Origin of the sequence: Oribacterium sinus (assembly GCF_014202695.1) — a bacterium.
GTDB lineage: Bacteria > Bacillota > Clostridia > Lachnospirales > Lachnospiraceae > Oribacterium > Oribacterium sinus.
Genome location: NZ_JACHHH010000010.1, coordinates 65,843 through 88,780, shown reverse-complemented (window position 1 = coordinate 88,780; position 22,938 = coordinate 65,843). Strand labels below are relative to the sequence as shown.

The following is a 22,938-nucleotide window of genomic DNA, read 5'->3' as shown; positions in this document are numbered from 1 at the left end:
TTGCATTCTTCTTTACAGTGTAACAAAGCTACTGCTATAATCAAAATACATTTTTTAGATACTTATTATTCCCTTAAGTTATCTCAAAAAGAAAGGATAAACATGGAACAGAACCTATCCACCTATCGGATATTTTATGAAGTGGCTAAAAGCGGAAATATTTCCAAGGCCGCAGAACAGCTCTATATTTCCCAGCCGGCGATTTCCAAAACCATCGTTCGCTTAGAGGATAGCTTGGAAATCAAGCTATTTAAAAGAAATTCCCGGGGCGTCAGTTTAACCGATGAGGGAAAGGTTTTATTTCAGTATATTAAGGATGCCTTTGCTCATATTCAAGAGGCGGAAGAAACCCTCCAGAAAATGAAGGACTTTCATATCGGTCATCTGGATATCGGTGCCAGCAGCACCCTTTGCCGTTTTATTCTTCTTCCCTATCTGAAGGCTTTTATGAAGGAGTACCCCAATATTCGTATCAGCTTAAAGAATCAGGATAGCGGAAAAACCCTCCATCTTTTAGAGGATCATCAGATTGATCTGGCTTTAGCAGCTCTTCCGAAAAAGCTTGGTATCAATCAAGAAATTCTGATGGAGCGGGAAGTGGAGGATATTCTGGTGGCAGCTCCTCAATATTTGCGTAATCTGAAAAACATTAGGGGAGAAGCCTTTTCCTTGTTTCAGGATGCCAATGTGATGCTTTTGGAGGAGCAAAATCTCTCCCGGCATCATATTGAGAATTATCTTAAGGAGAATCAAATCTACTGCCCCCAGATTATGGAATTAAATACCATGGATCTTTTGATTGACTCAGCCAAAATCGGCATCGGTATTGCCTGGGTAATTCGAGATTTTGTGGAGGAAGATCTAAAAAATGGGCAGCTGGTGGAAATAAAACTTCCCCAGCCTATAGAAAAGCGAAGAATTGCTTTTCTGTATAACAGCAAGAACAACTCTCCTTCCTTAGAGAGCTTTGTGGCCTTCCTAAAGAAGGAAAAGGTATAGAGAAAGGAAAGATTATGGCAGAACAAAATCCATCTTCCTGCAACTCCAACTGTAGCAGCTGCTCATCCGGCTGCCCAAGTAAAAGTGCGGGAATTCAGAAGTTACCCTTAGCCCCCGGTTCCTCCGTAAAGAAGGTAATCGGCATCGTATCCGGAAAGGGCGGTGTGGGAAAATCCACCGTTTGCTCCTTACTTGCTTCCGCAATGAATAAGGCGGGCTATCATGTAGGAATTTTAGATGCGGATATTACCGGGCCTTCCATTCCTAAGGCTTTCGGACTGGCTCACGACGGCGTAGCATTAAGCAGCGACGGAAAGTCCATGGTGCCGGAGAAAAGTGCAGGAGGCGTGGAAATCATTTCCACCAATCTGCTTTTGGAAAATGAAACCGATCCCGTAATCTGGAGAGGCTCCATGATTGCCAATGCGGTAAAGCAGTTCTGGCAGGAGGTAGAATGGAAGGATATAGATTATCTCTTCGTGGATATGCCCCCCGGAACCGGAGACGTCCCCTTAACCGTATTTCAGTCCATGCCGGTGGCGGGAATCGTGATTGTTACCTCCCCCCAGGACCTGGTTTCCATGATTGTGCAGAAGGCAGTCCGGATGGCGGAAAAGATGAATATTCCTATCTTGGGAATCATTGAAAATATGTCCTACCTCCAGTGTCCCCACTGCGAGGAGAAAATATCCGTCTTTGGAGAAAGCCATATTGAAGAGCTGGCTGAAAAAGAAGGGCTGGAACTTCTGGCAAAGCTTCCCATTGAACCGGGCAATGCCGCCTATATGGATGCCGGTGCTGTAGAAGCCATTAATACCAGTAAGACACTGGCTCATGCGGTAGAGGTTTTGAAGGGGATTTTGGAGGAATAAGCTTCAATACTTCTATTGTAGCAACAAAAAAGGGGATGTGAATTTTTACATCCCCTTTTGTCTTATGTGAACAACGGCTCTGAGCCCTCCGGGCCTTCTCCTAGGCCGTTGGAAATGGCTTCCACCACTGCCTTTAGGGCCTCTTCTTCGTCAGGACCATTACATTCTACCACTACGGTACTGCCTCGTTTTATTCCGGCAGCCATCACGTTTAGCACGGACTTTCCTACAATCTTACGCTCTCCATAATGCAAAATAATTTCACTTTTATATCGGATACAGGTTTGGGTAAGCACCCCGGCCGGACGTAAATGTAATCCTGATTCATTGATGATTTTTACCTCTTGACTAAGCATATCCCCCTCCTATTTCGAACAGCTTTCCGCTTTTTCTCTTTCCTTATTTCTTCTGATGCTTTCCGCCTTGGAAAATTCACATCCGCAATAGTCCTGCCGATACAGATTATGTTCTTTGGATAATTCTATGGAACGAAGGTATCGACTCTTTTTCTTAAAATCCGAAGGCAGGTAGGCGATTCCGTACTTCTCTCCCAAGGCTTCTCCGATTTCATTTAAAACTGTAGCATCCTTTAAAGGAGAGATGCTTAAGCTGGTACAAAAATAATCAAAAGCCTGATCCGGATGTTCTTTATTCCAGCCTGCCCCGTATTGGGCGGTTTCTTCTAATCGAAGATTGAAACAGGCATCACACCTGGCCCCTCTTTCAGGCTCCTTTTCCAAACCTTTGGCTATCTCCAGGAACTCCTCATGGATATAGTTGGAAACAATCACATCCATAGAAAAGCCCATTTCCTTCACCAACCTCTTACATTCCTCCGCCCTATGCAAAAACTCGGATTTCGAATCCAAGTTCGGGTTATAAAAGAAGATGCTGATGGAAAAATATTGTTCCAAACTCTCCAGTACTGCCGTGGAGCAGGGAGCACAGCAGACATGGAGTAGCAATCTCTTTTTTTCTCCGCTTTTCGGAAGATGGCTTTCCATCAGCTGTTCATAATTTTTCTTCATAGCTTCCTTACTGTAAAAAGTCTCGAATTCTCTTGGAACGGACAGGGTTTCTCAGCTTTCTTAAAGCCTTTGCCTCAATCTGTCGAATTCTCTCTCTGGTAACATTAAATTCTTTTCCTACTTCTTCCAGTGTTCTTGGATGTCCATCCTCTAATCCGAAACGAAGTACGATAACCTGTCTTTCTCTTTCCTTTAAATCCCCAAGAAGCGTATCAATATGCTCTCTAAGCATTACGGATTCCACATTTCCCTCCGGAGAGAGAACATTGGTATCCGCCACAAAATCTCCCAAGTTGGAATCATCCTCTTCACCGATGGGGGTTTCCAAAGAAGCCGGCTCTCTGGCAATCTGCATGATTTCCTGTACCTTCTCCTCTGTCATATCCAAATGCTCCGCCAGTTCCTTTACGGAAGGCTCATAGCCAAGCTCTAAGGTCAGCTTTCTCTGCATCTTGGACATCTTGTTGATGGTTTCCACCATATGCACGGGAACACGAATAGTTCTGGCCTGGTCTGCTAAGGCTCTGGTTACGGACTGACGAATCCACCAGGTAGCATAGGTAGAAAGCTTAAAGCCCTTCTCCGGGTCAAACTTTTCCACGCCTTTAATCAAACCGAGATTTCCTTCCTGCACCAAGTCCAGGAAGCTCATTCCACGGCCGGTATATCTTTTGGCAATAGAAACAACCAAACGAAGGTTAGCTTCAATCAACCTCTGTTTAGCATATTCATCTCCCTCCTGCTTCTTCATGGCAAGAGCATATTCTTCCTCGGCGGTAAGAAGGGGTACGGTACCGATTTCCTTCAGGTACATTCTAACCGGATCTTCCGTTCCGATTCCTTCCAGAAGATCCACCGCATCCAGGTCAATCTCCTCTCCCTCTTCTTCCTTTACGAAGTCATCGTCATCTTCTAACGGAAGGAGAGCATCCGGCTCCGCCTTATCTCCGTCCTTTTCTATGGTTTTAAGCGCATCCTCATCCAGAATGGGAATAATCTCGATTCCCTTGTTCTCCAGCAAAAGCAAAACCTGCTCCATCTGCTCTTCATTTAGGGAAAACTCCTTTACTGCCTCCTGCACTTCCCCTAAATCGATGCTGTTTTTATTGCTTTTTGCCTTTTGCAGCAAAGAAGCAAGTATTTTCTCTAATTCTTCTCTTTCCAAATGAACATCCTTTCTTTTTAGGGCTTATCTCCACAGGCTCATGCCTGTGATGATGCTGAGTAACAACAGTAAAATACCGACAAAAAGAGACAGAAGCCTCTTCTTTCCCTCTTCTCTTCCCTGTAACACATAGACCACACGAAGAATGGCCGCAAAAAAGAAAATGAAAGGAAAGAGAACCTGATTCTCCTCCGGCTTTGTTAAAGCGAAAATCGCCATAATACTAATCACAAGACCTATGCCAATATAGAGAAAATCATATTTCCTGTTTGGATTTCTCCCTCTTAGCCGTCTTTCCATTATGCTCCTCCCAAGCTGAGGTAGAGAAGCGCCTTAATCGTGTGCATTCTGTTTTCCGCCTCTTCAAATACCAGAGAGCGCTCGGATTCAAAAACGCTGTCGCTTACCTCCATTTCGGAAATACCGAACTGCTTATAAATTTTAGCGCCGATTTCCGTTCTGGCATTGTGGAAGGCAGGAAGGCAATGAAGGAAAATAGCGGATTCCTTGGCATAAGAAAATGCAGTGTCATTGACCTGATAAGGCTGTAAATCCGCAATTCTCTGGGCGAAGAGGCTCTCCGGCTCTCCCATGGATAGCCAAACATCGGTACAAATAATATCCGCATCCTTACACCCTTCTGCCACGGATTCCGTAAAACGAAGGCTGCCTCCATTTTCCTCTGCAATCTGCTGACACTCGGAAATCAAATCCTCCTCCGGAAAATAACCTTCCTTTGTGCAGGCCACAAAGTGCATGCCCATCTTGGCACAGGCCACCATATAGGAATTTCCCATATTAAAGCGGGCATCTCCCATATAGCAAAGCTTAAGTCCCTTAAGCTTTCCGAAACGCTCCTCAATGGTTAGCAAATCCGCCAAAAGCTGAGTAGGATGAAAACGGTCGCTTAAAGCATTCCACACCGGTACGGAGGAATATCTGGCAAACTCCTCCATCCCCTCCTGGGAATAGCCTCTATACATAATGCCATCATACATGGTAGAAAGTACTCTTGCCGTATCTTCAATACTTTCCTTCTTTCCCATCTGACTGGTGGACATATCCAACATGGTGCTATGCACACCAAGGTCCGCTGCCGCCACCTCAAAGGCACATCTGGTTCTGGTGGATGCCTTTTCAAAAATCAGGACAATGTTCTTGCCGGCACAGGCTTCTCCGTGAGGATAGCGCCTTACCGCCTCTTTCTTCTCTTTCTTTAGTCTCTTGGCTACATTCAGAATATCCTGAATTTCTTCTTTAGAATAATCCAGTAATTTCATAAAATCACGTCCTGCTAAAGTCATCCTTCCTCCTTTATATATCTTCTTTGTCGAACAGCCTCATAGAGTACTATGCTGGCTGAAGTAGCAACATTTAAGGACTCTATCTTCCCTTCCATGGGAATAAGGAGTTTTTCCGTAGCACTTTGGCTCAGTTCCTTTGTAAGACCATTGCCCTCATTACCGAATAAAAAGGCGGAAGGTCCTTGGAAGGCAGCCTGAAAATGTGTTTTTTTCCCGTCCAAGTCCAATGCAAAGACCTGAACCCCTGCACTTTTCAAGCTTTCACAGAGAGAAAGCAAATCCTCCTCAATGCTGAAGGGCAAGCGAAAAAGGGAGCCCATGGTGGATCGAACCACTTTCGGACTAAAGGGATCCACCGTATTCCTGCTTAGGAAAATATGATTTACCCCCGCAGCTTCCGCCGTACGAAAAAGGGTTCCCAAATTCCCCGGATCCTGAATATTTTCCAAAATCAGAAACAAATCTCCTTTAGGTTTTTCCTTCTTCGGAAAACGAAGCAAGCCCAGAATTCCCTGTCCGTGCTCCGTGGTGGAAATACTTTCCATAGCCTTCTTACTCAGAATACAAATCCGAGAATCCTCTTTCTCTATTCCTCTGGGTAATGCCCCTTTGTAGTCTTCCTGCACATAAAGCTGAAGCAAAGAGGACGCAGGCAAATCCAGCAGAAGTCTTTCCCCTTCCGCCACAAACATACCCTTCTCCCATCGTTTCTTGGCTTTTTTCGTCAGTTCCCTGATTTCTTTTAATCCCTCATTATGAGGAGATTCTATTCTATGCATGAAGCTCTTTCGCTTTCTAATTTAAAAAATAGGCAAAACTCGATAAAATATTATAACAAAACAAGCGGAAAACGTCTATATGGACTTTTAAGCTTCAAGCTACAGACTTTTAAGCTTTAAGCTGCAGACATTTAAGCTTCCAGCTCTGCAAGCTCAGAAAGCCAGGACTCTGCGCAGGCATCACTGGCCATTCTTAAATCACCTCTTGGAGATAGGGCTACCCGACCAACCTTTGGCCCATCCGGTAAGCAAGAGCGTTTGAATTGATTGCCAAAGAAACGCTTATAGAAGGTTTTTAAGTTTTTCAGGATTTCTGCAGGACTGAATTCCGGAATAGTCCGTTCATTTTCCTTATTCGCAAGATTTTCCTTAGAGAAAGCAAAGCAGGCCAAGTCATAGATATTTCTTGCGGAAAATCCATAGCGTAGATGTTGATAGAGGAAGAAATCCTGTAAAAGGTAGGGTCCTACCACATCCTCCGTCCGCTGACTAATCTCTCCGGTGGCATCCGGTGGCAAAAGCTCCGGACTTACCGGAGTGGCTATAATTTCCTCCACCACAGTTTCCAATTCCTGATTACCGGACTTTCTTGCAAATTCTCGAAGAAGCATGGGAATAGCCGTCTTGGGAATATCTCCGTTTACCCCGTACATGGACATATGGTCTCCGTTGTATGTGGCAAAGCCCAAGGCCAATTCGGATAAATCTCCGGTTCCCACTAAAAGTGCGCCTTCCTTATTGGCTAAGTCCATCAGAATCTGGGTTCTTTCTCTTGCCTGGGCATTTTCATAGACTATATCCTTCTTCTCCCCGTCATGTTCAATATCGGAGAAATGCTGTAGCACAGCCTTCTCAATGGAGATTTCCCACAAAGAGATTCCCAAGGCTTTGGCAAGTTTCTCTGCACTGTCATGGGTTTTCTTACTGGTACCGAAGGAGGGCATAGTGATGCAAAGGATATTTTCCTTATCATATCCCAAAAGGGCAAAGGTCTCCAAACATACAAAAAGAGCCAAAGTGGAATCCAGACCGCCGCTTAATCCTAAAATCAGTTTCTTACAGCCCACATGCTCCATCCGCTTTTTTAAGCCTCTTGACTGAATGGAAAGAATCTCTCTTGCTCTATCACCTTCCTTTTCTACCGACTTTGGCAGGAAGGGACAGGGACTTACAAAACGATGAAGGGTATACTGCTTATCCTTCATGGAAAAATACTGTGTATAGGAAGGCTCCTCTTTTACGAAGTAGGTGCTTTGCCGCATCCTTTCTCCTTCCAAAAGAGCAAGATTCACATCCGCCCAGAAAATCCCCTCCTCAAAGGGCTGATTTTCCTTTAAGATTCTTCCATTTTCGGAAATCAGACAGTGGGCAGAGAATACCATATCCTGGGTAGACTCGGAGGGACCTGCACTGGAATAAAGATAAGAGGCATGAAGATTTCCGCTGTAATGCTCTAAAAGCCGTCTTCTGCTTCCCCGCTTTCCTACCAATTCATCAGAAGCGGAACAGTTGGCGAGAAGGGTAGCTCCTGCCAGTGCATGCTTACTGGAGGGAGGAACAGGAACCCAAAGATCTTCACAGATTTCCACTGCAAGACGGAATCTTTGGTCCTCTTCCCGAACAAAATGAAGGGAAGCCCCAAAGGGGATTTCCTTTCTATAGCCCTCTCCCTTTAAAATGTTAGGGATAAAGCGAACCTCTTCCTTTCCTTCCTGAAAATATCTTCTCTCATAAAACTCCGCATGGTTGGGAATAAACTGCTTCGGTACAATCCCTAAGATATCGCCATGGTAAGTCACCACTCCGGTATTGAATAATTTTCCTTCCAGTAACAAGCCATAGCCAATTACAAAAAGAACATCCATCTCCTTCGTTTGTTCGCAAAAGGAAATTAATGCCTTTTCTCCGGCCTCCAAAAGACTGCGCTGATAAATCATATCCATGGCGGTGTAGGAAGTCAGACAAAGCTCCGGGTACACCAGCAAAGAAACCTTTTCCTCCTCTGCTTTTCTAGCCAAAATCAGCATTTGCTCCAGATTATACTCCGGATCCGCCACCCTTCCCTTAGGACAGGCTGTAGCCACTCTTACAAAATCCCTCATACTTCCTCCTGAAATTTTCCTCTTGCCTGCAACTTCATTTCTTTTAATAAACTGTCCTTTCCGTCAAAAACAAGAACTTGTTTTTTCCCTTGTTTCTGGAAAAGAATACAGTAAGATCTGTTTCCTCCCAAGCCCTCTACATGAAGAACGGAAATGCCTTCCCTCTTCCATCCTTCCTCTCTCTCCGGACGAAAGGGCTGTATCTCCAAAATTTCCTCCGGGCTAATCTCTATCATCTGCTTTCTCTTTCCTCTATGAATAATCTGATCCACAGTAAAACTTCCGCCAAGATAAAGATACTCGTATTCCCTATCCACGGAATTCAGAAGATAGTAAGACAAAAAAAGAACCGGAAAAAGAGCAATAAAGGGAATTGCTAAAAAGTAGCAAAGCACAAGAAATGCCAAAGGAAAGAAAACTGCAAATAACTGTATACCCTTATCCTTCGCCTCTATCTTTCCCTTTACCAAATGTTCCACATAATTCTCCATCCTGCCCTCCTTTTCTTGTCGCGAAAAAGGAAATAAAGCTAAGCCTAAGCTCAGTTTATTTCCTTTTCCCATTGTAATCGATATTCTCTTCTTTGCCTAGTTTTTAGAAGGATTTCCTTACATCATTCCTCCCATTCCTCCCGGCATCTGTGGCATAGGAGGAGTCGGCTCCTTAATGTCTGCCACAACAGACTCTGTGGTGAGTAAGGAGGAAGCAACGGAAGCCGCATTCTGTAAAGCGGTTCTTGCCACCTTGGCAGGATCCAGAATACCTACCTCCATCATATTAACATACTCTTCATTGTAAGCATCGAAACCGAAGTTTTCCTTTCCTTCCTTTACCTTATTCACAATAACCGCACCTTCCAGTCCGGCATTGTAAGCAATGGTATAAAGAGGAGCCTCTAGGGCCTTGGAAACAATCTTTGCTCCGGTCTTTTCATCGCCCTCTAATTGATTTACCACCTTATCCACTGCCTTCTGTGCATGGATATATGCGGATCCGCCACCTGCAATTACACCTTCTTCCACAGCGGCTCTGGTAGCATTTAAAGCATCTTCCATACGAAGCTTAGCCTCCTTCATCTCGGTTTCTGTAGCAGCACCTACACGGATTACTGCAACACCGCCGGAAAGCTTAGCCAGACGCTCCTGAAGCTTTTCCTTGTCAAAGTCAGAGGTAGTGGTCTCAATCTGTCCTTTAATCTGGGCAATACGATCCTGAATCTCCTTCTTCTTACCAAGTCCCTCTACAATGGTGGTCTTTTCCTTGCTTACTTTAACAGACTTAGCTCTACCACACTGGTCGATAGTGGCATCCTTTAAATCTAAGCCCAGCTCTTCGGAAATCACTTCTCCACCGGTTAAGATGGCGATATCTTTCAGCATTTCCTTTCTGCGATCTCCATATCCCGGAGCCTTTACCGCAACTACATTGAAGGTTCCTCTCAACTTATTCACGATAAGAGTGGTTAAAGCCTCACCCTCGATGTCCTCAGCAATGATTAAAAGCTTGGCACCGGTCTTTACTACCTGCTCTAAGAGAGGAAGAATATCCTGAATGTTGGAAATCTTCTTATCGGTAATAAATACATAGGGATCGTCCAGATTTGCTTCCATCTTCTCCATATCGGTGCTCATATAGGCACTGATATATCCGCGATCAAACTCCATTCCTTCCACCAGATCAAGCTCGGTAAGCATAGTCTTGGACTCTTCCACAGTGATAACGCCGTCCTTGGAAACCTTCTCCATAGCATCGGCAATCATATCTCCTACAGTGGAATCTCCTGCGGAAATGCCGGCAACCTTGGCAATCTGATCCTTGCCCTTTACCTTGGAGCTCTGCTTCTTAATGCTCTCTACCGCAGCATCCACAGCCTTGCGGATTCCCTTACGAAGCACGATGGGATTAGCACCTGCCTCCAGGTTCTTCATACCCTCCATCACAATCGCCTGTGCCAAAACAGTTGCAGTGGTGGTTCCATCTCCTGCAACGTCATTGGTCTTGGAAGCTACTTCTCTTACCAGCTGAGCACCCATATTCTCATAGGGATCCTTTAACTCAATTTCCTTGGCAATGGATACACCGTCATTAGTAATAAGAGGAGAACCATAAGACTTATCCAAAACTACATTTCTACCCTTAGGCCCAAGGGTAACCTTTACGGTATTTGCCACTGCATCTACGCCAGCCCCTAAGGCCTTTCTTGCTTCTACTCCAAATTTAATTTCTTTAGCCATATTATACCTCCTTGGAATTCCCTGATTCTTTTACTCTACGATTGCTAAAATATCATTCTGCTTAACAACGGTATACTTCTTTCCATCCAGCTCTACCTCGGAGCCTGCATAACGGGAGAACAGAACGTGCTGTCCTACCTTCACCTGCATGGAAATCTCCTTACCGTCCACAACACCGCCGGGACCTACTGCAATAACCACAGCCTGTCCGGGTTTTTCCTTATCATCCTGTCCCGGTAAAACGATTCCGCTCTTAGTGGTTTCTTCCATCTTTTCTTTTTCCAACACAACTTTATCAAATAATGGTACTAACTTCATAGCAATCCTCCTATTCCTCACAGATCTTTTTTTAACAACAGGGCTATTATAAGAGAATTTATTAGCAGAGTCAAGCACCGAGTGCTAAAAGCCTGTGAAAGTTTTGTGAAAAAATATAAGAAACAATGTATTACGAAAATATTAACAATATCAGAAAAATAAAAGGAATTTTTTATTGCTTATGTGGCAAGACAGGGTATAATGATAAGGTAGCTTGAATAAAAAAAATGGCTTTGGAGGTTTATTTATGAAAAAGAATATTCTTGTTGCAGCTTTAATTGCTTGCATGGCAACTGCATCTGTAATTCCTGCACTTGCTGCAGAGGGCGCTGTTTCCAGCTATGGCGGATCTACCACCACAGTAGCAGAATCCAACGGACACTGGGTAGCTAATAGAGATGGTTCTTGGTCATTCGTAAGCAATGAGAATGGTGCACCAATCTATGGTTGGATTGTAAGTCAGCACCAGTGGTACTACATCGGGGCTAACGGACGTATGGTAACCGGATGGCAGAAGATTAACTTTGATACCTACTATTTCGCTCAGGCACCGGCAGAGAACCAGCCTTTAGGATCTCTTTACATGAATAAGCTTACTCCTGACGGATACAGAGTAGATTCCAACGGTGTTTGGATTCGATAAGCTTTAAAAATTATTTTGAATTCTCAAAAAAGTAGAGCAGGTTTTTCCTGCTCTACTTTTTAATTAACAGAAAAAAAAGAATGTAAAATCAAAATAATAAAGAAATTTTCATCAATATAGGTCTGAAAATCAGGGTAGTTTGAACCTATACGTGCAGGAATCTGGCGAAGTGAAGAACTGTAAAAGTTAATAAGTAAAGCGAATAATGCAGTATGGGTCTATAATAGGGGTAATCTGAGCCCGTCAGTACTTACTGAAAGCGAGCAAAGCGAAGCTTGAAGTTAGTACTGCTACGAAGGCGAGGTTAGCGGGAGCGTGCCCCATTATAGACCCATACTGCATTAGAGCGTATCAGTTAATAAATACAGTCCTTCAATACACAGGTTTAAGCTAGAGAGAGCGTACCCTGATTTCAGACCTATATTGCCTAGAAAACTATTTTGATTTATTACAGTCCGTTTTATGTCAAAACGAGGTCGGAACGGAGCTCTTCTGTTTTTGAAGATAATTCAAAAATAATTTTCCCTGCCAGATAAGGATTCCTAAAGCAATCACGGAAAGTCCCAAAAAACCGTCTTGTACCAAGTCCTGAAGATTGGGAGTAAATATTTCCGTTCCCTTCTCCAGATATTCAAAGATACTGTCCACAAACCACATCAGGCTGGCGGATAAAAAGAGTAAACAGGGAATATGATAGGCATATTCCTTGTTTTTATCCCGTAAAAAACGGGAAAAGCTCCATTCTGTTGCGAAAACGCTAAGCAAAAGATGCATTCTTCTCTCCTTCCTTCTGCAGCTTTCTTTCCAGTACAAAGCAATAAACTGCCCAGATTCCGGTAATAAGAAGGGCCATAGAAACGCCCACCGTGCTCATTTCCTTCAGCATGGTATAGGTATCCTCCGGTGATCTTGCCCCTGTTAAAAAGGGGAAGAAGGGCACTATTTCACCGTGCCAAAAATGTTCAAAAACCAAAAGAACGGAACCGGAAAACAAAAAGTTCGATAAGAGATGCAGCTTCTTTCGAAGACTTAGCCCCACTCCCCTTCCGGAATGCTTTAGGGATGAATTCTTCTCTCCTTCCGGGAAGTTCTCATTTTTCAGCTCGAAAGAATAGCCCTCTTCGCCATTCATCAAAATTTTCCCGTCAACTTCTCCCTTATTTGCCTTTATTCTTGCCTCTTCTCTTCTTTCCTTTTGCACAAGAATCCATTCAGCCGTTTTCACCAAAATTCCCTCTACAATAGGTACTGCAACACAAGCCATAGCTTATCTCCTTTCTTATTTCTCTCTTTAAGCCTTTATTCCGCCTTTTTTACTTTTACGGAAATTTGAGCTAACAGCTCTTCGCCGGTGAGTTCTTTATGTACAATTTCCTTGGGAACAACCCAGCCTAAAGCCTTTCTCTTTTCTTTAATATCCGCAACAATCTTTTCTCCCAGCTTATCCGGATCCGTATCTACATACATCACGGAGCCAAGAGTCTCTCTGGTACCTTCCTTTAGGAATTCAATGACATTTTTCGAACCGTGAATCTGCGCTTCTACACAGTGATAGGAATTTACTCCCATCAATCTGAAGCCTAAGGCTGCATCGATTCCCTTTTCATTACTCCACTCCGGTGAAGTAAAGGCATAGGGCATTTCCTGAATTTTCTTCCCTTCCACACCGGCAATTCCTGCAAAGATACCGGTGGAGCGGGTGTTATCAATACACTCACCCACATGCCATACCGGTGGTAAATCCGCGCCCAAGAATTCTTTTAAATTTTCTCCGCAATGTCTTTGACCGGAAATATTACAATAGCCCATTTTCATCAGAGGGAAGGAAGCACATCCATTGGTTAAAATTAAAATATTATTTCGGAGTAAAGCATTTGCTACGTCAATAATACATTTTTCGTATAATACCTTAGGATTGTTACATCCCACCATATTCACGATGCCCAGAATCTTGCCTTCCTTTAATGCCTTTGCCATAGGCTCCATGGAACCGAAGCGTTTATGCACGTATTCTACGGAGAAGCCCACTTCCGCCTCCACTTCGTAGGGAGGAATGTAAACCGGAATTCCCTGTCTGTCCTGGAAGCTTTTGATTCCTCGAAGCACAATCTTCTCCGCCAGCGCTCTGGTTTCTCCGATATTGGAATGATGGTGATCATATTCATAACGTTCCGCTCCCGGAAGTCTTGCAGAGTCACTGGTGGTAATTACCGTAGTTTTAAAGCAATTTGCCACCTCCATGATTGCCGGGAACACATCCTGTACATCCGCAATCCATAAATCCAAGGCGCCGGTACCCAGTACCAATTCCGCAGAAACTGCATTGGACAAGGGGATAACGTTGCTATAACGATACATTGCGGAAAGTCCTGAACAGCAGATTCCATAGAAGCGAATTCCCTTGGCTCCGGCCTTCTTAGCCAGCTCCACGAAACGCTCTTCCTGTCCGACTTTAACAATTTCGCTGACCAGGGTAGGAAGATGACCGTGCACTGCAATATTCACATAACCTTTCTTCAAGGCACCGATGTTTACCTTAGAGGTTACCCGGTCTCCTACGCCGAAAAGCCCGTCTGTGGCAATGGCGGTACTCACCACCCCTGAAAAGGTGAAGGCCAGACCGCAACGAAGAAATTGCTGCATGACACTCTTCCAATCTCCATCTGTACCCACGCCGGTTTTGTGGTAAGCTTCAAAGACTTCATGATAGGCACTGATGGGAAGGATATCCAGCTTCTCCCACAACTCCTGTCTTTCCTTTGGCGCCATAGCCTTGATAACCTCATACTCCTTCGGAACCGTGCGGCTCATATCCTCCAGCAAAACATCTGCAAGCTCAGAAGCTATTTTTTTAATGTTTCTTCTACTGGTCTTTATGCCGAAGGCCTTTGCAACATCCCGAATCTTTTGCTGTCCTAAAATAGGAAGATCCAGCTTTCCCTCCGCTGCCCACTTTAAGGATAAGATTACCTCACGGCCATGCATTCCGTGCTGAGCCACACCTGCCGCAGCAGACCGAAGAAGGTTTCTGGCTACAATCAAATCCGCATCCGCTCCGCAAACTCCCTTTGGACTTTTCGGAGTAACTTTACAGGGACCCATATTACAAATTTTACAACAAATACCGGCCATACCGAAGCTACACTGGGGCTGCTGTTGATCAAAACGATCAAAGGTAGTATCAAAGCCAAGCTGCTCCTGCCGTAAGATTAATTCCCGTACTGCCGGGTCCGGAGTTTGCTCCAACACATCCTGCTTGGAGGGGAAGGTCTTTCGATAAGCGGAAACCGCATTCATATAATCACAGATAAAGGATTTATCATCTCCATCCTCCTCATGATCGGACTTTAAGGTAATGGTAGGAATACCATGCTCATCAAAGCCTATAAGGTTTCTGTGGCTATGGATATGAGCCAAAGTCTTCCCCTGTCCATGCTCATGGTTATGCTCATGGTTATGCTCATGACTGTGCTCCTGATTGTGAACATGCTCATGGCTGTGTTCATGGCTGTGTTCATGGCTATGCTCATGAGTGTGCTCTTGGCTATGCTCATGACTATGCACATGACCGTGATTTTCCCGTTCTTGAAATTCCTTCTTCTCCTGACCCATAGTACCCCTTTCCTGCTCTTACGTAAGATAAGGTGAATGACAGCTTATCTCTTCTCTAAAAAATCCCCACATATAAACATACCATTTCTGTATGTTTATATGTTTATTGGATTTTTAGAATATACAGTTTCCCCTTTTTCTTGTCAATAAAATTATAAAAATAAAATGAACTATGGACATTGAATTTTTTTATAGCCTGTTATAGAAAACAAAAAAAGAGCTGTAAAAAATAAGTCTTCCATGCAAATAGGTCTGAAACGGGGCACGCTCTCGCTAAGCTCGCCCAACGGGAACGGATACTAAGCAAAAAACAGAAGTCTTTCTGTTTTTCGCAAGTACCGACGGGCTTAGATTACCTCTATTTCAGACCTATATTGCATAGAATCCACTTACGATTTGGCTATTACAGCTCTTTTAACTTGTTCAGCTACTGTAAAAATTATACTTCCAGTAATTTCTTTATTCTTTCCATTGCTTCCTTAGTCTTTTCCTTGGTGGAAAAAGCTGTCAAACGGAAGAAGCCCTCTCCCGCATCCCCAAAACCTGCTCCCGGAGTTCCTACAACCTGTCCCTTTTCCAAAAGGAAATCAAAGAATTCCCAAGAACCCATCCCCTTAGGGCACTTAAGCCAGATATAAGGAGAATTCTTTCCACCGGTATAATAAATGGAAAGAGCATCCAAGGTTTCCATAATAATCTTGGCATTTTCCTTATAGTAAGAGATGTTTCCCTGAATCTCCTTCTCACCGGCTTCTGTAAAGACAGCCTCGGCGCCTCTTTGCACAATGTAGGAAACCCCATTAAACTTTGTAGTCTGTCTTCTTAACCACATCTTCTGGAGAGACTGACCGCCGCGAATCAAGGCCTTAGGAACAACGGTATAGCCGCATCTTGTTCCGGTAAAACCCGCCTTCTTGGAGAAGGAGCAAAACTCAATGGCACATTCCTTCGCCCCGGGAATCTCATATATAGAGTGAGGTAGATTTCCCTCTACAAAGCACTCATACGCTGCATCAAAGAAAATTACCGCGTCATTTTCCTTTGCATAGTTGACCCAGGCCTTCAATCCCTCATGGTCATACACCGCACCGGTAGGATTGTTAGGAGAACAAAGATAAATCAAGTCTACCTTTTCTCCCTTGGGCGGCATGGGCAGGAACCCGTTTTCTTCTCCGGAATGGGCAAAAATCACCTTATTTCCTAGCATAATATTGGTATCCACATACACCGGATACACAGGGTCCGGAACCAAAGCTACAGAACCGGGTGCAAACAAATCCAGGATATTTCCTAAATCGGACTTTGCACCATCAGAAATGAAGATTTCCTCCAATTCCAAATCCACGGAAAAATTCTTATAGTAATCTAAGATTTTTTCTCTAAGAAAATCATATCCCTGCTCCGGGCCATAGCCGTGAAAGCTCTCGCTTTTTCCCATCTCCATGGATGCGGAAGCCAAAGCATCCACCACAGTCTTGGGAAGTGGCAAAGTCACGTCTCCAATACCCATACGAATCAACTTGTCCTTAATCTCCGGATTATTTTCCTGCCAGGTTCTGATTCTCTTTGCGATTTCTGCAAAAAGATAGCTTTCCTTTACCTCTTGATAATGATGATTTACATTTGCTCCCATACTACTCCTTTACTTTTTCCCACTCCCTATTCCGGGTAATGGGTATTGTCATAGGAAATATTCTCTAAAACTTCCTCTAAATACTTTCTGCTCCACCACTTAGCCACAGGCAGATTCATATCCCGGAAGTTCCCGCAATCTCTCTCCGTTGCTCCGGGAATCTCACCGCTGAAATCCCGAATAAAGCTAAAGCAATTTTTTAAGAGAGAAATAATCTCGACACTTTCCAAATCTCCCTTTAAGAGAAGGTAGAAACCGGTTCTACAGCCCATAGGGCCAAAGTACAGTACCTTTTCTTTCCAGCTCTCCTCATTCCGAAGGTAAGTGGCTGCCAGATGTTCAATGGCATGCATTGCGGCATTTTCCATGGCAGGCTCAACATTGGGATGGGTAAAACGAAGGTCAAAGGTCGTCACCACCTCTACCCCCACAGAATCCTTTCTGGAAACATACACTCCGGGACGTAAATGAATGTGGTCAATGGTAAAACTTGTAATCTTTTCCATTTTACACTTCTTCCTTCACAAGCAGCCCCTGATGCTCATCATCCCCATAATGAGTCTGATGCCCCTCATGACCAGTAGCCTCTCGGCCGTTCTCGGGTTCGTAGTAAAATTCTACATCTACGTCCTCATCCTCTACCGCCTTCTCATCAGAGGCAAAGGATAATTTCTCCTTCTTATCCCAAGCATTTCTTACCACTCTATAGGCATCTTTTCCTGCATCCACTGCTAAATTTTTTGTATCGATGGCGAGATTCTTTGCCGCATAGCCCAAATCCTTAGCCGCTTCCTTTAAATCCTCCTTGGTAACGGAATTTTTGAGAACGGTATAGGATCTCTGGGCAGATGCCTTCACCTCATGGGCGGAATCCACCACGTCCGTAAAGTCCTTATCAACTTCCTCGGAAAACTTCTGGTATTTGTACAAATAAGAAATCACTCCGGCTACAGCTCCTGTTAAAGCTGCAAAAAATACAAATGATCCAAACTTCTTTGCCATAGTATCCCTCCTTACTTCAATTGGAAACTGGACTTTAAGGAAACTATACGGTTAAATACGGGCTTTTCCTCCGTAGAATCCTTGCAATCCACACAAAAATATCCGTTACGAACAAACTGGAAGCTTTCTAAAGGCTCCGCCTTTGCCAATGCAGGCTCTAAGAAACACTGCTTCACGGTTAGAGAGTTTGGGTTAAAGTTAAGAGTTCCATCTTCATTTAACTTGCCCTTCTCCTCATCAATCAACTGCTCATATAAGCGAACCTCTGCGGAAAATGCTGTCTTGGCATCCACCCAGTGAATGGTTCCCTTGGCTTTACGCTCGGTAAAGCCTGAGCCGGACTTGGTGGCAGGATCATAGGTACAATGCACTACAGTCACATTACCCTCTTCATCCGTCTCATAGGATACCGCCCTAATAAAATAAGCACCCATAAGACGAATTTCATTTTCCATGGTTAATCTCTTATATTTCTTGGGAGGATCCGGCATGAAATCCTCTCTCTCAATGTAAAGCTCTCCGGAGAAATGAACTTCCCTATCTCCTAAAGCTTCATTTTCTAAGTTATTGGGAATGGAAAGCATTTCTCCTTCCCCTTCGTAGTTGTCAATCACCAGCTTAATGGGATCCAATACCGCCATAAGTCTCGGTCTCTTCAGCTTTAAATCCTCACGGATACAATACTCTAAAAGAGAATAATCAGAGGAGGACTGGGCCTTGGAAATACCGGAAAGCTTTACAAACTGTGCCAGACTTTCCTTGGTATAGCCTCTTCTTCTCAAAGCGGCAATGGTAACCAGACGAGGATCGTCCCAACCGTCTACCACACCGTCCTCAACCAGCTTCTTAATGTAACGCTTACCGGTAACCACATTGGTTAAGTAAAGCTTTGCAAATTCAATCTGTCTTGGAGGATAGGGGAAATCGCACTCCTGTACCACCCAGTCATACAGAGGACGGTGATCCTCAAATTCTAAAGTACAAAGGGAATGGCTGATGCCCTCCACCGCATCCTCAATAGGATGGGCAAAGTCGTACATGGGATAAATACACCACTCATCTCCGGTATTGTGGTGGCTCATGTGAGAGACACGATAAATAACCGGGTCACGCATATTGATATTGGGACTTGCCATATCAATCTTAGCCCTCAGTGTCTTCTCTCCGTCCTGGTATTTTCCCGCCTTCATTTCCTCAAAGAGGCGAAGGTTTTCCTCAATGGAACGATTGCGACAGGGACTCTCCTTACCGGGAGTGGTAAAGTCTCCACGATACTCTCTGATTTCCTCTGCCGTTAAATCGTCTACGAAGGCCTTTCCCTTCTGAATCAGATAAACTGCCTTTTCGTACATAATAGGAAAATAGTCGGAGGCAAAAAACATTCTGTTCTCAAAATCCGCTCCGAGCCACTCCACGTCTTTTCGGATGCTCTCCACGAACTCCATCTTTTCCTTTACCGGATTGGTATCGTCAAAACGAAGATTAAAGGTACCGTTGTATTCCTTGGCAATGCCGTAATTTAATAAAATCGACTTGGCGTGTCCGATATGGAGGTAACCGTTGGGCTCCGGTGGAAAACGGGTTTTGATTTCCTTAACCTTTCCCTCCCGCAAATCTTCATCGATGAAATTCTCTATAAAATTCTTGGACTCAAGCTCATTCTCTTTTCCAAGCATCTCTTCTGTCCCCATTTTATCCTCCTAAATTTAATCATTATTTTAATTTGCCTATTATAGCATAAGGAAAAGCTGTTTCACAAGAAAAAGCTAAAACAGGGGTACCGCTTGGAAAAGGAAGCTTAAGCTTTCCGGTTCCAATCCGTACCCCCAAAATAGTTTTTTCGATATTCTATTGCATCTTAGCCCATGTAATCATAAAGAAGATCCGGAAGAATTCCCTTCTGTCCATCCCATATCTTATCAATCTGTTCTTCCGGTACAGGACTGACACCCTTTCCGCACTCAATGGTCACAGAAGGAATCTGGTATTTTTGCTCTGCAAAATCCTTAAAGCCTCCGGCATACTGAGGAGAATAGTAATCAATGACAGGATAAGAAGAATTCTTATGCACGATTTCCGCCAATCTTCTGGCTTTCGGAACATACTCTCCCTGGCCAAAATACCAATAAATGACTTCTCCCTGAGTATGGTAGCTGATGGTGGAGGTGAATTTTTCTTTTCGAAGTAAATCCGCCAAGGCCTTGGACTCTATCTCAGATTCCACTGCAGAACCCTTATACTCATCCTTTGCAGGGTATCCCTTTTTGTCTACGGTAATAGACCAGTTTGCATCGAAGTTTTTATTGAGATTCACCCCTCTTGCATTACTTTTCCACAAGCGGAAATAGCCCTTTAAATCGCCGGGATTTTCCTTAGCCACAATGCTTTGCACTGTATTTCTTACTTCCTCCGAACCGATACCGGCCAAACCGTTTTGCACCAAGGAAACGCCATCCGGATCCACCATAGGAACAAAGTAAACAGCACAGTTTTGCAACATATCCTTCATGGCTTTACCGCCATAGCGCTGATTGTTCTTTTCCATTTCCAAAAGGCTTGCCAACTGACGCATGGCTACCTTGGTCACAATATACTCTCTGGCATGAATACTGGCATGAACCAAAATCTTCTTCGGGGCATTGGGATTTCCCACAATACCGCAATACAACTCCCTACCGTCAATGGTTTTGCCCAGGGAGGATAACTGTAATGCCGGATAGGCATCCTTCAATTTAAATAAATCGGCGGACATCTCATTGTAGCCATACACCCCATGGCCGGAAAAGCCGTAGTCACTCAGCAAAGGAACATTCTCTCCGGAAAGCACACCTGAGTATACCTGCAAATAGGAATCTGCTACGGAAACGGTATTTTCATTCTTTCCCAGCGCTACTCCGGGACCGCTGTTCACCGTGGTATGGTCATCCAACTCCGGACCGTCCGCAAAACTAAAGCCTGAATAGGCCAACAGGGACAGACTCAAGGCAAGGGAAAGTATCAGTCTTTTCTTCTTCATTGCTCCTCCTAAAATTTCATTCTCTGCTCCATTTTAGCAAAGCTTCCGGGAAAAAGCTTGGACATTTTTCTTACAATCCCGGCACAGACGACTTACCCTTTTTAGCCTCTATCCAAAGGCCACATTATTGACTATAGGAACCAAAATTACCGTAAGAATTCCGGCAACAACGATAGCCAGAGAAGACATCGCTCCTTCTACTTCACCAAGCTCCAAGGCTTTAGCCGTACCGATGGCATGGGCGCTGGTTCCCAAAGCAAGACCTTTGGCAATAGGGTGATGAATGGGGAAAATACGAAAGACAAGGTCCGCAAGAATACTTCCCAGAATACCCGTTAAAACAATAGCTGCTACGGTTAAGGTTACATATCCTCCGGTTTCTTCCGAAATTCCCATACCGATAGCTGTGGTAATGGACTTTGGCAGTAAGGTAGAAATATGTTCATTAGGTAAATGAAACAATAGACCAAGCAGTAAAATGCTGCCGATAGAGCTCAAAGTCCCTGCAAAAATCCCTAAAAAAACCGCTTTGAAATTATTTTTCAACAAGGACCATTGCTTATAGAGGGGAATAGCCAAACAGACCGTAGCCGGTGTCAAAAAATAGCTCAAAAGCCCCGCACCCTGTTTATACTTGGCATAGGGAATTTCCGTAGCCAGTAGGATTCCCACAATAATAATGGTTGAAACAAGCAAAGGGTTTAAAAAATCCCACTTTAAACGAAGCTTGATTTGGATGGCAAGGAGATAAATAAATATACTTAAGCCAAAACCGAAGTGTTCTGAACTCATTAAAATTTCTTTCATTAATCCTCCTCCAAGCCCTTTAAGCCATGTTTTAAATCTTCCAACTGTATCTCTCGAATTTCTTCCTGGATTTTCTCTTTCTTTTCCAATGCAGACTCCATAGAACGCATTTCCTTGATTTTATCTTCTCTGCTCTCCGTTATTTTTAGAATTCTCTGGCTTACCAAGCCGGTAACCGCCATAACAATAATCGTGGATAAGACAATAATTACAAGGTAAGGTACTAAAACCGGCATCAGTAATTTTGTTACGGTCATAATCCCTACTGCAGCCGGCAAAAACATAATGCTCATGGTTTCCAGCATGAAATTTCCTACCTGCTCTACCGCATCCAAGGGAATGATTCCCTGCATTAGGAAAATCAGCATAAAAATCAAACCATAAACTCCTGCCGGAACCGGCAAAGGCAAAAGTTTATTACACATTTCTCCTAAGAAAGTAAAAAAGATGATCCATGTCACCTGTCGGATTAATTTCATCGAACCCTCCTCCCACAAAAACTACTACAGTGTAGTCCCCTATTTCTTTTTTGACAAGAAAAACCGTGCATCTTTTCTTCCTTTCTAAAAAAAAAACAGAAAAAATAAAATAAATTTTGAGATGGAATTTTCTTCCAATAATTTTCTTAAAATTCCTTTTGAAAAAGCAGGATTTTAGAGGGATTATCCTTTACAAAACGCGGAATAGGCATTACTATGCCCTTAGAACTTTTTGCAGAGTAGAGAATAAAGTGGTTAGTGCCCGACACACAGGGAGTTGGTGTCGAGACGAAGAGCCGAATCGGTTCCCAGTTTTATTTTCGCATCCCGCTGCCAGGAAGCAAGACAGCTTCTTTACAGCGCACGAAAGGAGCGGTCTATGAATAAGAACGTGTTTAATGTCAAAAATCTTGTCACCTTTTCTATGCTGGTTGCCATTCAGATTATTTTGACCCGATTTCTGTCGGTACAGGCATGGAATTTCCGTATCGGTTTCGGCTTTGTCCCCATTGTCTTTGCCTCTGTGTATCTGGGAATGGTTCCGGCTGTTTTAATTGCCTGTGTTTCCGATATCTTGGGGTGCTTTTTATTTTCCCCCTTTCCTTATATGCCGGGCTACACTCTATCTGTAGGATTAACTGCAGTGATATATAGCCTTTGTTTGGAGAAAAATCGAAGCCAATATCGTATTCTCCTTGCGATCTTAATCAGCCAGCTGCTTTGCAGCTTAGTCATCAACAGCTACTTACTGACCCTCAGCACCGGAAGCCCTCTTCTTCCTTTGATGCAGTTCCGTGTTCTTCAAGTGCTGATTAACAGTATTCTTCAATACTTTGCCATTAATGCAATCGTCTTGCTGTTTGAAAAACGCAAAATTTTTCATGCGATAGCAAAATAAAACATTTATAATACAGAGTAACGAATGCAGTGCTGTTCATTGCTTTC

At 43.8% G+C, this 22,938-nt stretch carries 24 protein-coding genes and 1 riboswitch; of the genes, 4 read left to right on the top strand and 20 right to left on the bottom strand.

The features are described from left to right. Nucleotides 1–102: 102 nt before the first annotated feature. Together HNQ46_RS09625 and HNQ46_RS09620 are read left to right on the top strand one after the other, a co-directional pair. Complete coding sequence (locus HNQ46_RS09625) at nucleotides 103–999, top strand: LysR family transcriptional regulator (protein WP_183684492.1); 897 nt, start codon at nucleotides 103–105, stop codon at nucleotides 997–999. Nucleotides 1,000–1,013: 14 nt separating this feature from the next. After that, nucleotides 1,014–1,871: an Mrp/NBP35 family ATP-binding protein gene (locus HNQ46_RS09620; RefSeq protein WP_183684491.1), complete on the top strand. Its 858-nt coding sequence runs from the start codon at nucleotides 1,014–1,016 to the stop codon at nucleotides 1,869–1,871. 62 nt (nucleotides 1,872–1,933) lie between these two features. Here HNQ46_RS09620 and HNQ46_RS09615 read toward each other — a convergent pair whose 3' ends face one another. The 10 genes from HNQ46_RS09615 to HNQ46_RS09570 all read right to left on the bottom strand — a co-directional run bounded on the left by HNQ46_RS09615 (nucleotide 1,934) and on the right by HNQ46_RS09570 (nucleotide 10,801). Then, the gene (locus HNQ46_RS09615; RefSeq protein WP_183684490.1) at nucleotides 1,934–2,227 is read right to left on the bottom strand and encodes an HPr family phosphocarrier protein; all 294 of its coding nucleotides are present in this window, start codon (nucleotides 2,225–2,227) and stop codon (nucleotides 1,934–1,936) included. 9 nt (nucleotides 2,228–2,236) lie between these two features. After that, the gene (locus HNQ46_RS09610; RefSeq protein ID WP_183684489.1) at nucleotides 2,237–2,899 is read right to left on the bottom strand and encodes an epoxyqueuosine reductase QueH; all 663 of its coding nucleotides are present in this window, start codon (nucleotides 2,897–2,899) and stop codon (nucleotides 2,237–2,239) included. Between the two features lie 7 nt (nucleotides 2,900–2,906). Further along, entirely contained in the window at nucleotides 2,907–4,064 is a 1,158-nt protein-coding gene (gene rpoD, locus HNQ46_RS09605) for an RNA polymerase sigma factor RpoD (RefSeq protein WP_183684488.1), read from the bottom strand. Between the two features lie 24 nt (nucleotides 4,065–4,088). Then, complete coding sequence (locus HNQ46_RS09600) at nucleotides 4,089–4,364, bottom strand: hypothetical protein (RefSeq protein WP_183684487.1); 276 nt, start codon at nucleotides 4,362–4,364, stop codon at nucleotides 4,089–4,091. Beyond that, a complete protein-coding gene (gene argF, locus HNQ46_RS09595; RefSeq protein WP_183684486.1) occupies nucleotides 4,364–5,368 on the bottom strand; it encodes an ornithine carbamoyltransferase in 1,005 nt (334 codons plus the stop codon). Before argF ends, HNQ46_RS09600 begins: the two co-directional genes overlap by 1 nt. Continuing rightward, the gene (locus HNQ46_RS09590; protein ID WP_183684485.1) at nucleotides 5,365–6,147 is read right to left on the bottom strand and encodes a TrmH family RNA methyltransferase; all 783 of its coding nucleotides are present in this window, start codon (nucleotides 6,145–6,147) and stop codon (nucleotides 5,365–5,367) included. Before HNQ46_RS09590 ends, argF begins: the two co-directional genes overlap by 4 nt. A gap of 131 nt (nucleotides 6,148–6,278) precedes the next feature. Continuing rightward, nucleotides 6,279–8,249 (bottom strand): NAD(+) synthase, encoded by a 1,971-nt coding sequence (locus HNQ46_RS09585; RefSeq protein ID WP_183684484.1) that lies wholly within the window; start codon nucleotides 8,247–8,249, stop codon nucleotides 6,279–6,281. After that, the gene (locus HNQ46_RS09580) at nucleotides 8,246–8,740 is read right to left on the bottom strand and encodes a hypothetical protein (RefSeq protein ID WP_183684483.1); all 495 of its coding nucleotides are present in this window, start codon (nucleotides 8,738–8,740) and stop codon (nucleotides 8,246–8,248) included. Before HNQ46_RS09580 ends, HNQ46_RS09585 begins: the two co-directional genes overlap by 4 nt. 117 nt (nucleotides 8,741–8,857) lie before the next feature. Continuing rightward, on the bottom strand, nucleotides 8,858–10,483 hold the full coding sequence (groL, locus tag HNQ46_RS09575; protein WP_007156224.1) for a chaperonin GroEL: 1,626 nt from the start codon (nucleotides 10,481–10,483) through the stop codon (nucleotides 8,858–8,860). Between the two features lie 30 nt (nucleotides 10,484–10,513). Next, the gene (locus HNQ46_RS09570) at nucleotides 10,514–10,801 is read right to left on the bottom strand and encodes a co-chaperone GroES (RefSeq protein WP_040648336.1); all 288 of its coding nucleotides are present in this window, start codon (nucleotides 10,799–10,801) and stop codon (nucleotides 10,514–10,516) included. A 247-nt stretch (nucleotides 10,802–11,048) separates the two neighbouring features. On the opposite strand from HNQ46_RS09570, the gene HNQ46_RS09565 reads away from it, so the two are divergent. Beyond that, entirely contained in the window at nucleotides 11,049–11,444 is a 396-nt protein-coding gene (locus HNQ46_RS09565) for a hypothetical protein (protein ID WP_007156226.1), read from the top strand. A 465-nt stretch (nucleotides 11,445–11,909) separates the two neighbouring features. Here the strand turns inward: HNQ46_RS09565 and HNQ46_RS09560 are convergent, their stop codons facing one another. The 10 genes from HNQ46_RS09560 to HNQ46_RS09515 all read right to left on the bottom strand — a co-directional run bounded on the left by HNQ46_RS09560 (nucleotide 11,910) and on the right by HNQ46_RS09515 (nucleotide 21,993). Then, complete coding sequence (locus tag HNQ46_RS09560) at nucleotides 11,910–12,218, bottom strand: hypothetical protein (RefSeq protein ID WP_183684482.1); 309 nt, start codon at nucleotides 12,216–12,218, stop codon at nucleotides 11,910–11,912. Then, nucleotides 12,202–12,708, bottom strand: coding sequence for a hypothetical protein (locus HNQ46_RS09555; protein WP_183684481.1), 507 nt, complete (start codon nucleotides 12,706–12,708; stop codon nucleotides 12,202–12,204). The genes HNQ46_RS09560 and HNQ46_RS09555 overlap by 17 nt, the downstream gene beginning before the upstream one ends. Nucleotides 12,709–12,743: 35 nt before the next feature. Beyond that, entirely contained in the window at nucleotides 12,744–15,056 is a 2,313-nt protein-coding gene (cooS, locus tag HNQ46_RS09550) for an anaerobic carbon-monoxide dehydrogenase catalytic subunit (protein WP_207720022.1), read from the bottom strand. 439 nt (nucleotides 15,057–15,495) lie between these two features. Continuing rightward, a complete protein-coding gene (locus HNQ46_RS09545) occupies nucleotides 15,496–16,689 on the bottom strand; it encodes an LL-diaminopimelate aminotransferase (protein WP_183684480.1) in 1,194 nt (397 codons plus the stop codon). A gap of 26 nt (nucleotides 16,690–16,715) precedes the next feature. Beyond that, complete coding sequence (locus HNQ46_RS09540) at nucleotides 16,716–17,195, bottom strand: S-ribosylhomocysteine lyase (RefSeq protein WP_007156232.1); 480 nt, start codon at nucleotides 17,193–17,195, stop codon at nucleotides 16,716–16,718. A 1-nt stretch (nucleotide 17,196) separates the two neighbouring features. Then, nucleotides 17,197–17,691 (bottom strand): hypothetical protein, encoded by a 495-nt coding sequence (locus HNQ46_RS09535; protein WP_183684479.1) that lies wholly within the window; start codon nucleotides 17,689–17,691, stop codon nucleotides 17,197–17,199. Between the two features lie 11 nt (nucleotides 17,692–17,702). Then, the gene (locus tag HNQ46_RS09530; protein ID WP_183684478.1) at nucleotides 17,703–19,382 is read right to left on the bottom strand and encodes a glutamine--tRNA ligase/YqeY domain fusion protein; all 1,680 of its coding nucleotides are present in this window, start codon (nucleotides 19,380–19,382) and stop codon (nucleotides 17,703–17,705) included. 167 nt (nucleotides 19,383–19,549) lie between these two features. Beyond that, nucleotides 19,550–20,707 (bottom strand): M14 family zinc carboxypeptidase, encoded by a 1,158-nt coding sequence (locus HNQ46_RS09525; RefSeq protein ID WP_183684477.1) that lies wholly within the window; start codon nucleotides 20,705–20,707, stop codon nucleotides 19,550–19,552. Nucleotides 20,708–20,815: 108 nt separating this feature from the next. Next, the gene (locus HNQ46_RS09520) at nucleotides 20,816–21,514 is read right to left on the bottom strand and encodes an LrgB family protein (protein ID WP_007156236.1); all 699 of its coding nucleotides are present in this window, start codon (nucleotides 21,512–21,514) and stop codon (nucleotides 20,816–20,818) included. After that, complete coding sequence (locus HNQ46_RS09515; RefSeq protein ID WP_007156237.1) at nucleotides 21,514–21,993, bottom strand: CidA/LrgA family protein; 480 nt, start codon at nucleotides 21,991–21,993, stop codon at nucleotides 21,514–21,516. Before HNQ46_RS09515 ends, HNQ46_RS09520 begins: the two co-directional genes overlap by 1 nt. Before the next feature lie 233 nt (nucleotides 21,994–22,226). Then, a riboswitch (THF riboswitch) is annotated at nucleotides 22,227–22,328 on the top strand. 44 nt (nucleotides 22,329–22,372) lie between these two features. Between HNQ46_RS09515 and HNQ46_RS09510 the strand changes: the two genes are divergently transcribed. Beyond that, the gene (locus tag HNQ46_RS09510; protein WP_183684476.1) at nucleotides 22,373–22,891 is read left to right on the top strand and encodes a folate family ECF transporter S component; all 519 of its coding nucleotides are present in this window, start codon (nucleotides 22,373–22,375) and stop codon (nucleotides 22,889–22,891) included. Nucleotides 22,892–22,938 lie beyond the last annotated feature (47 nt).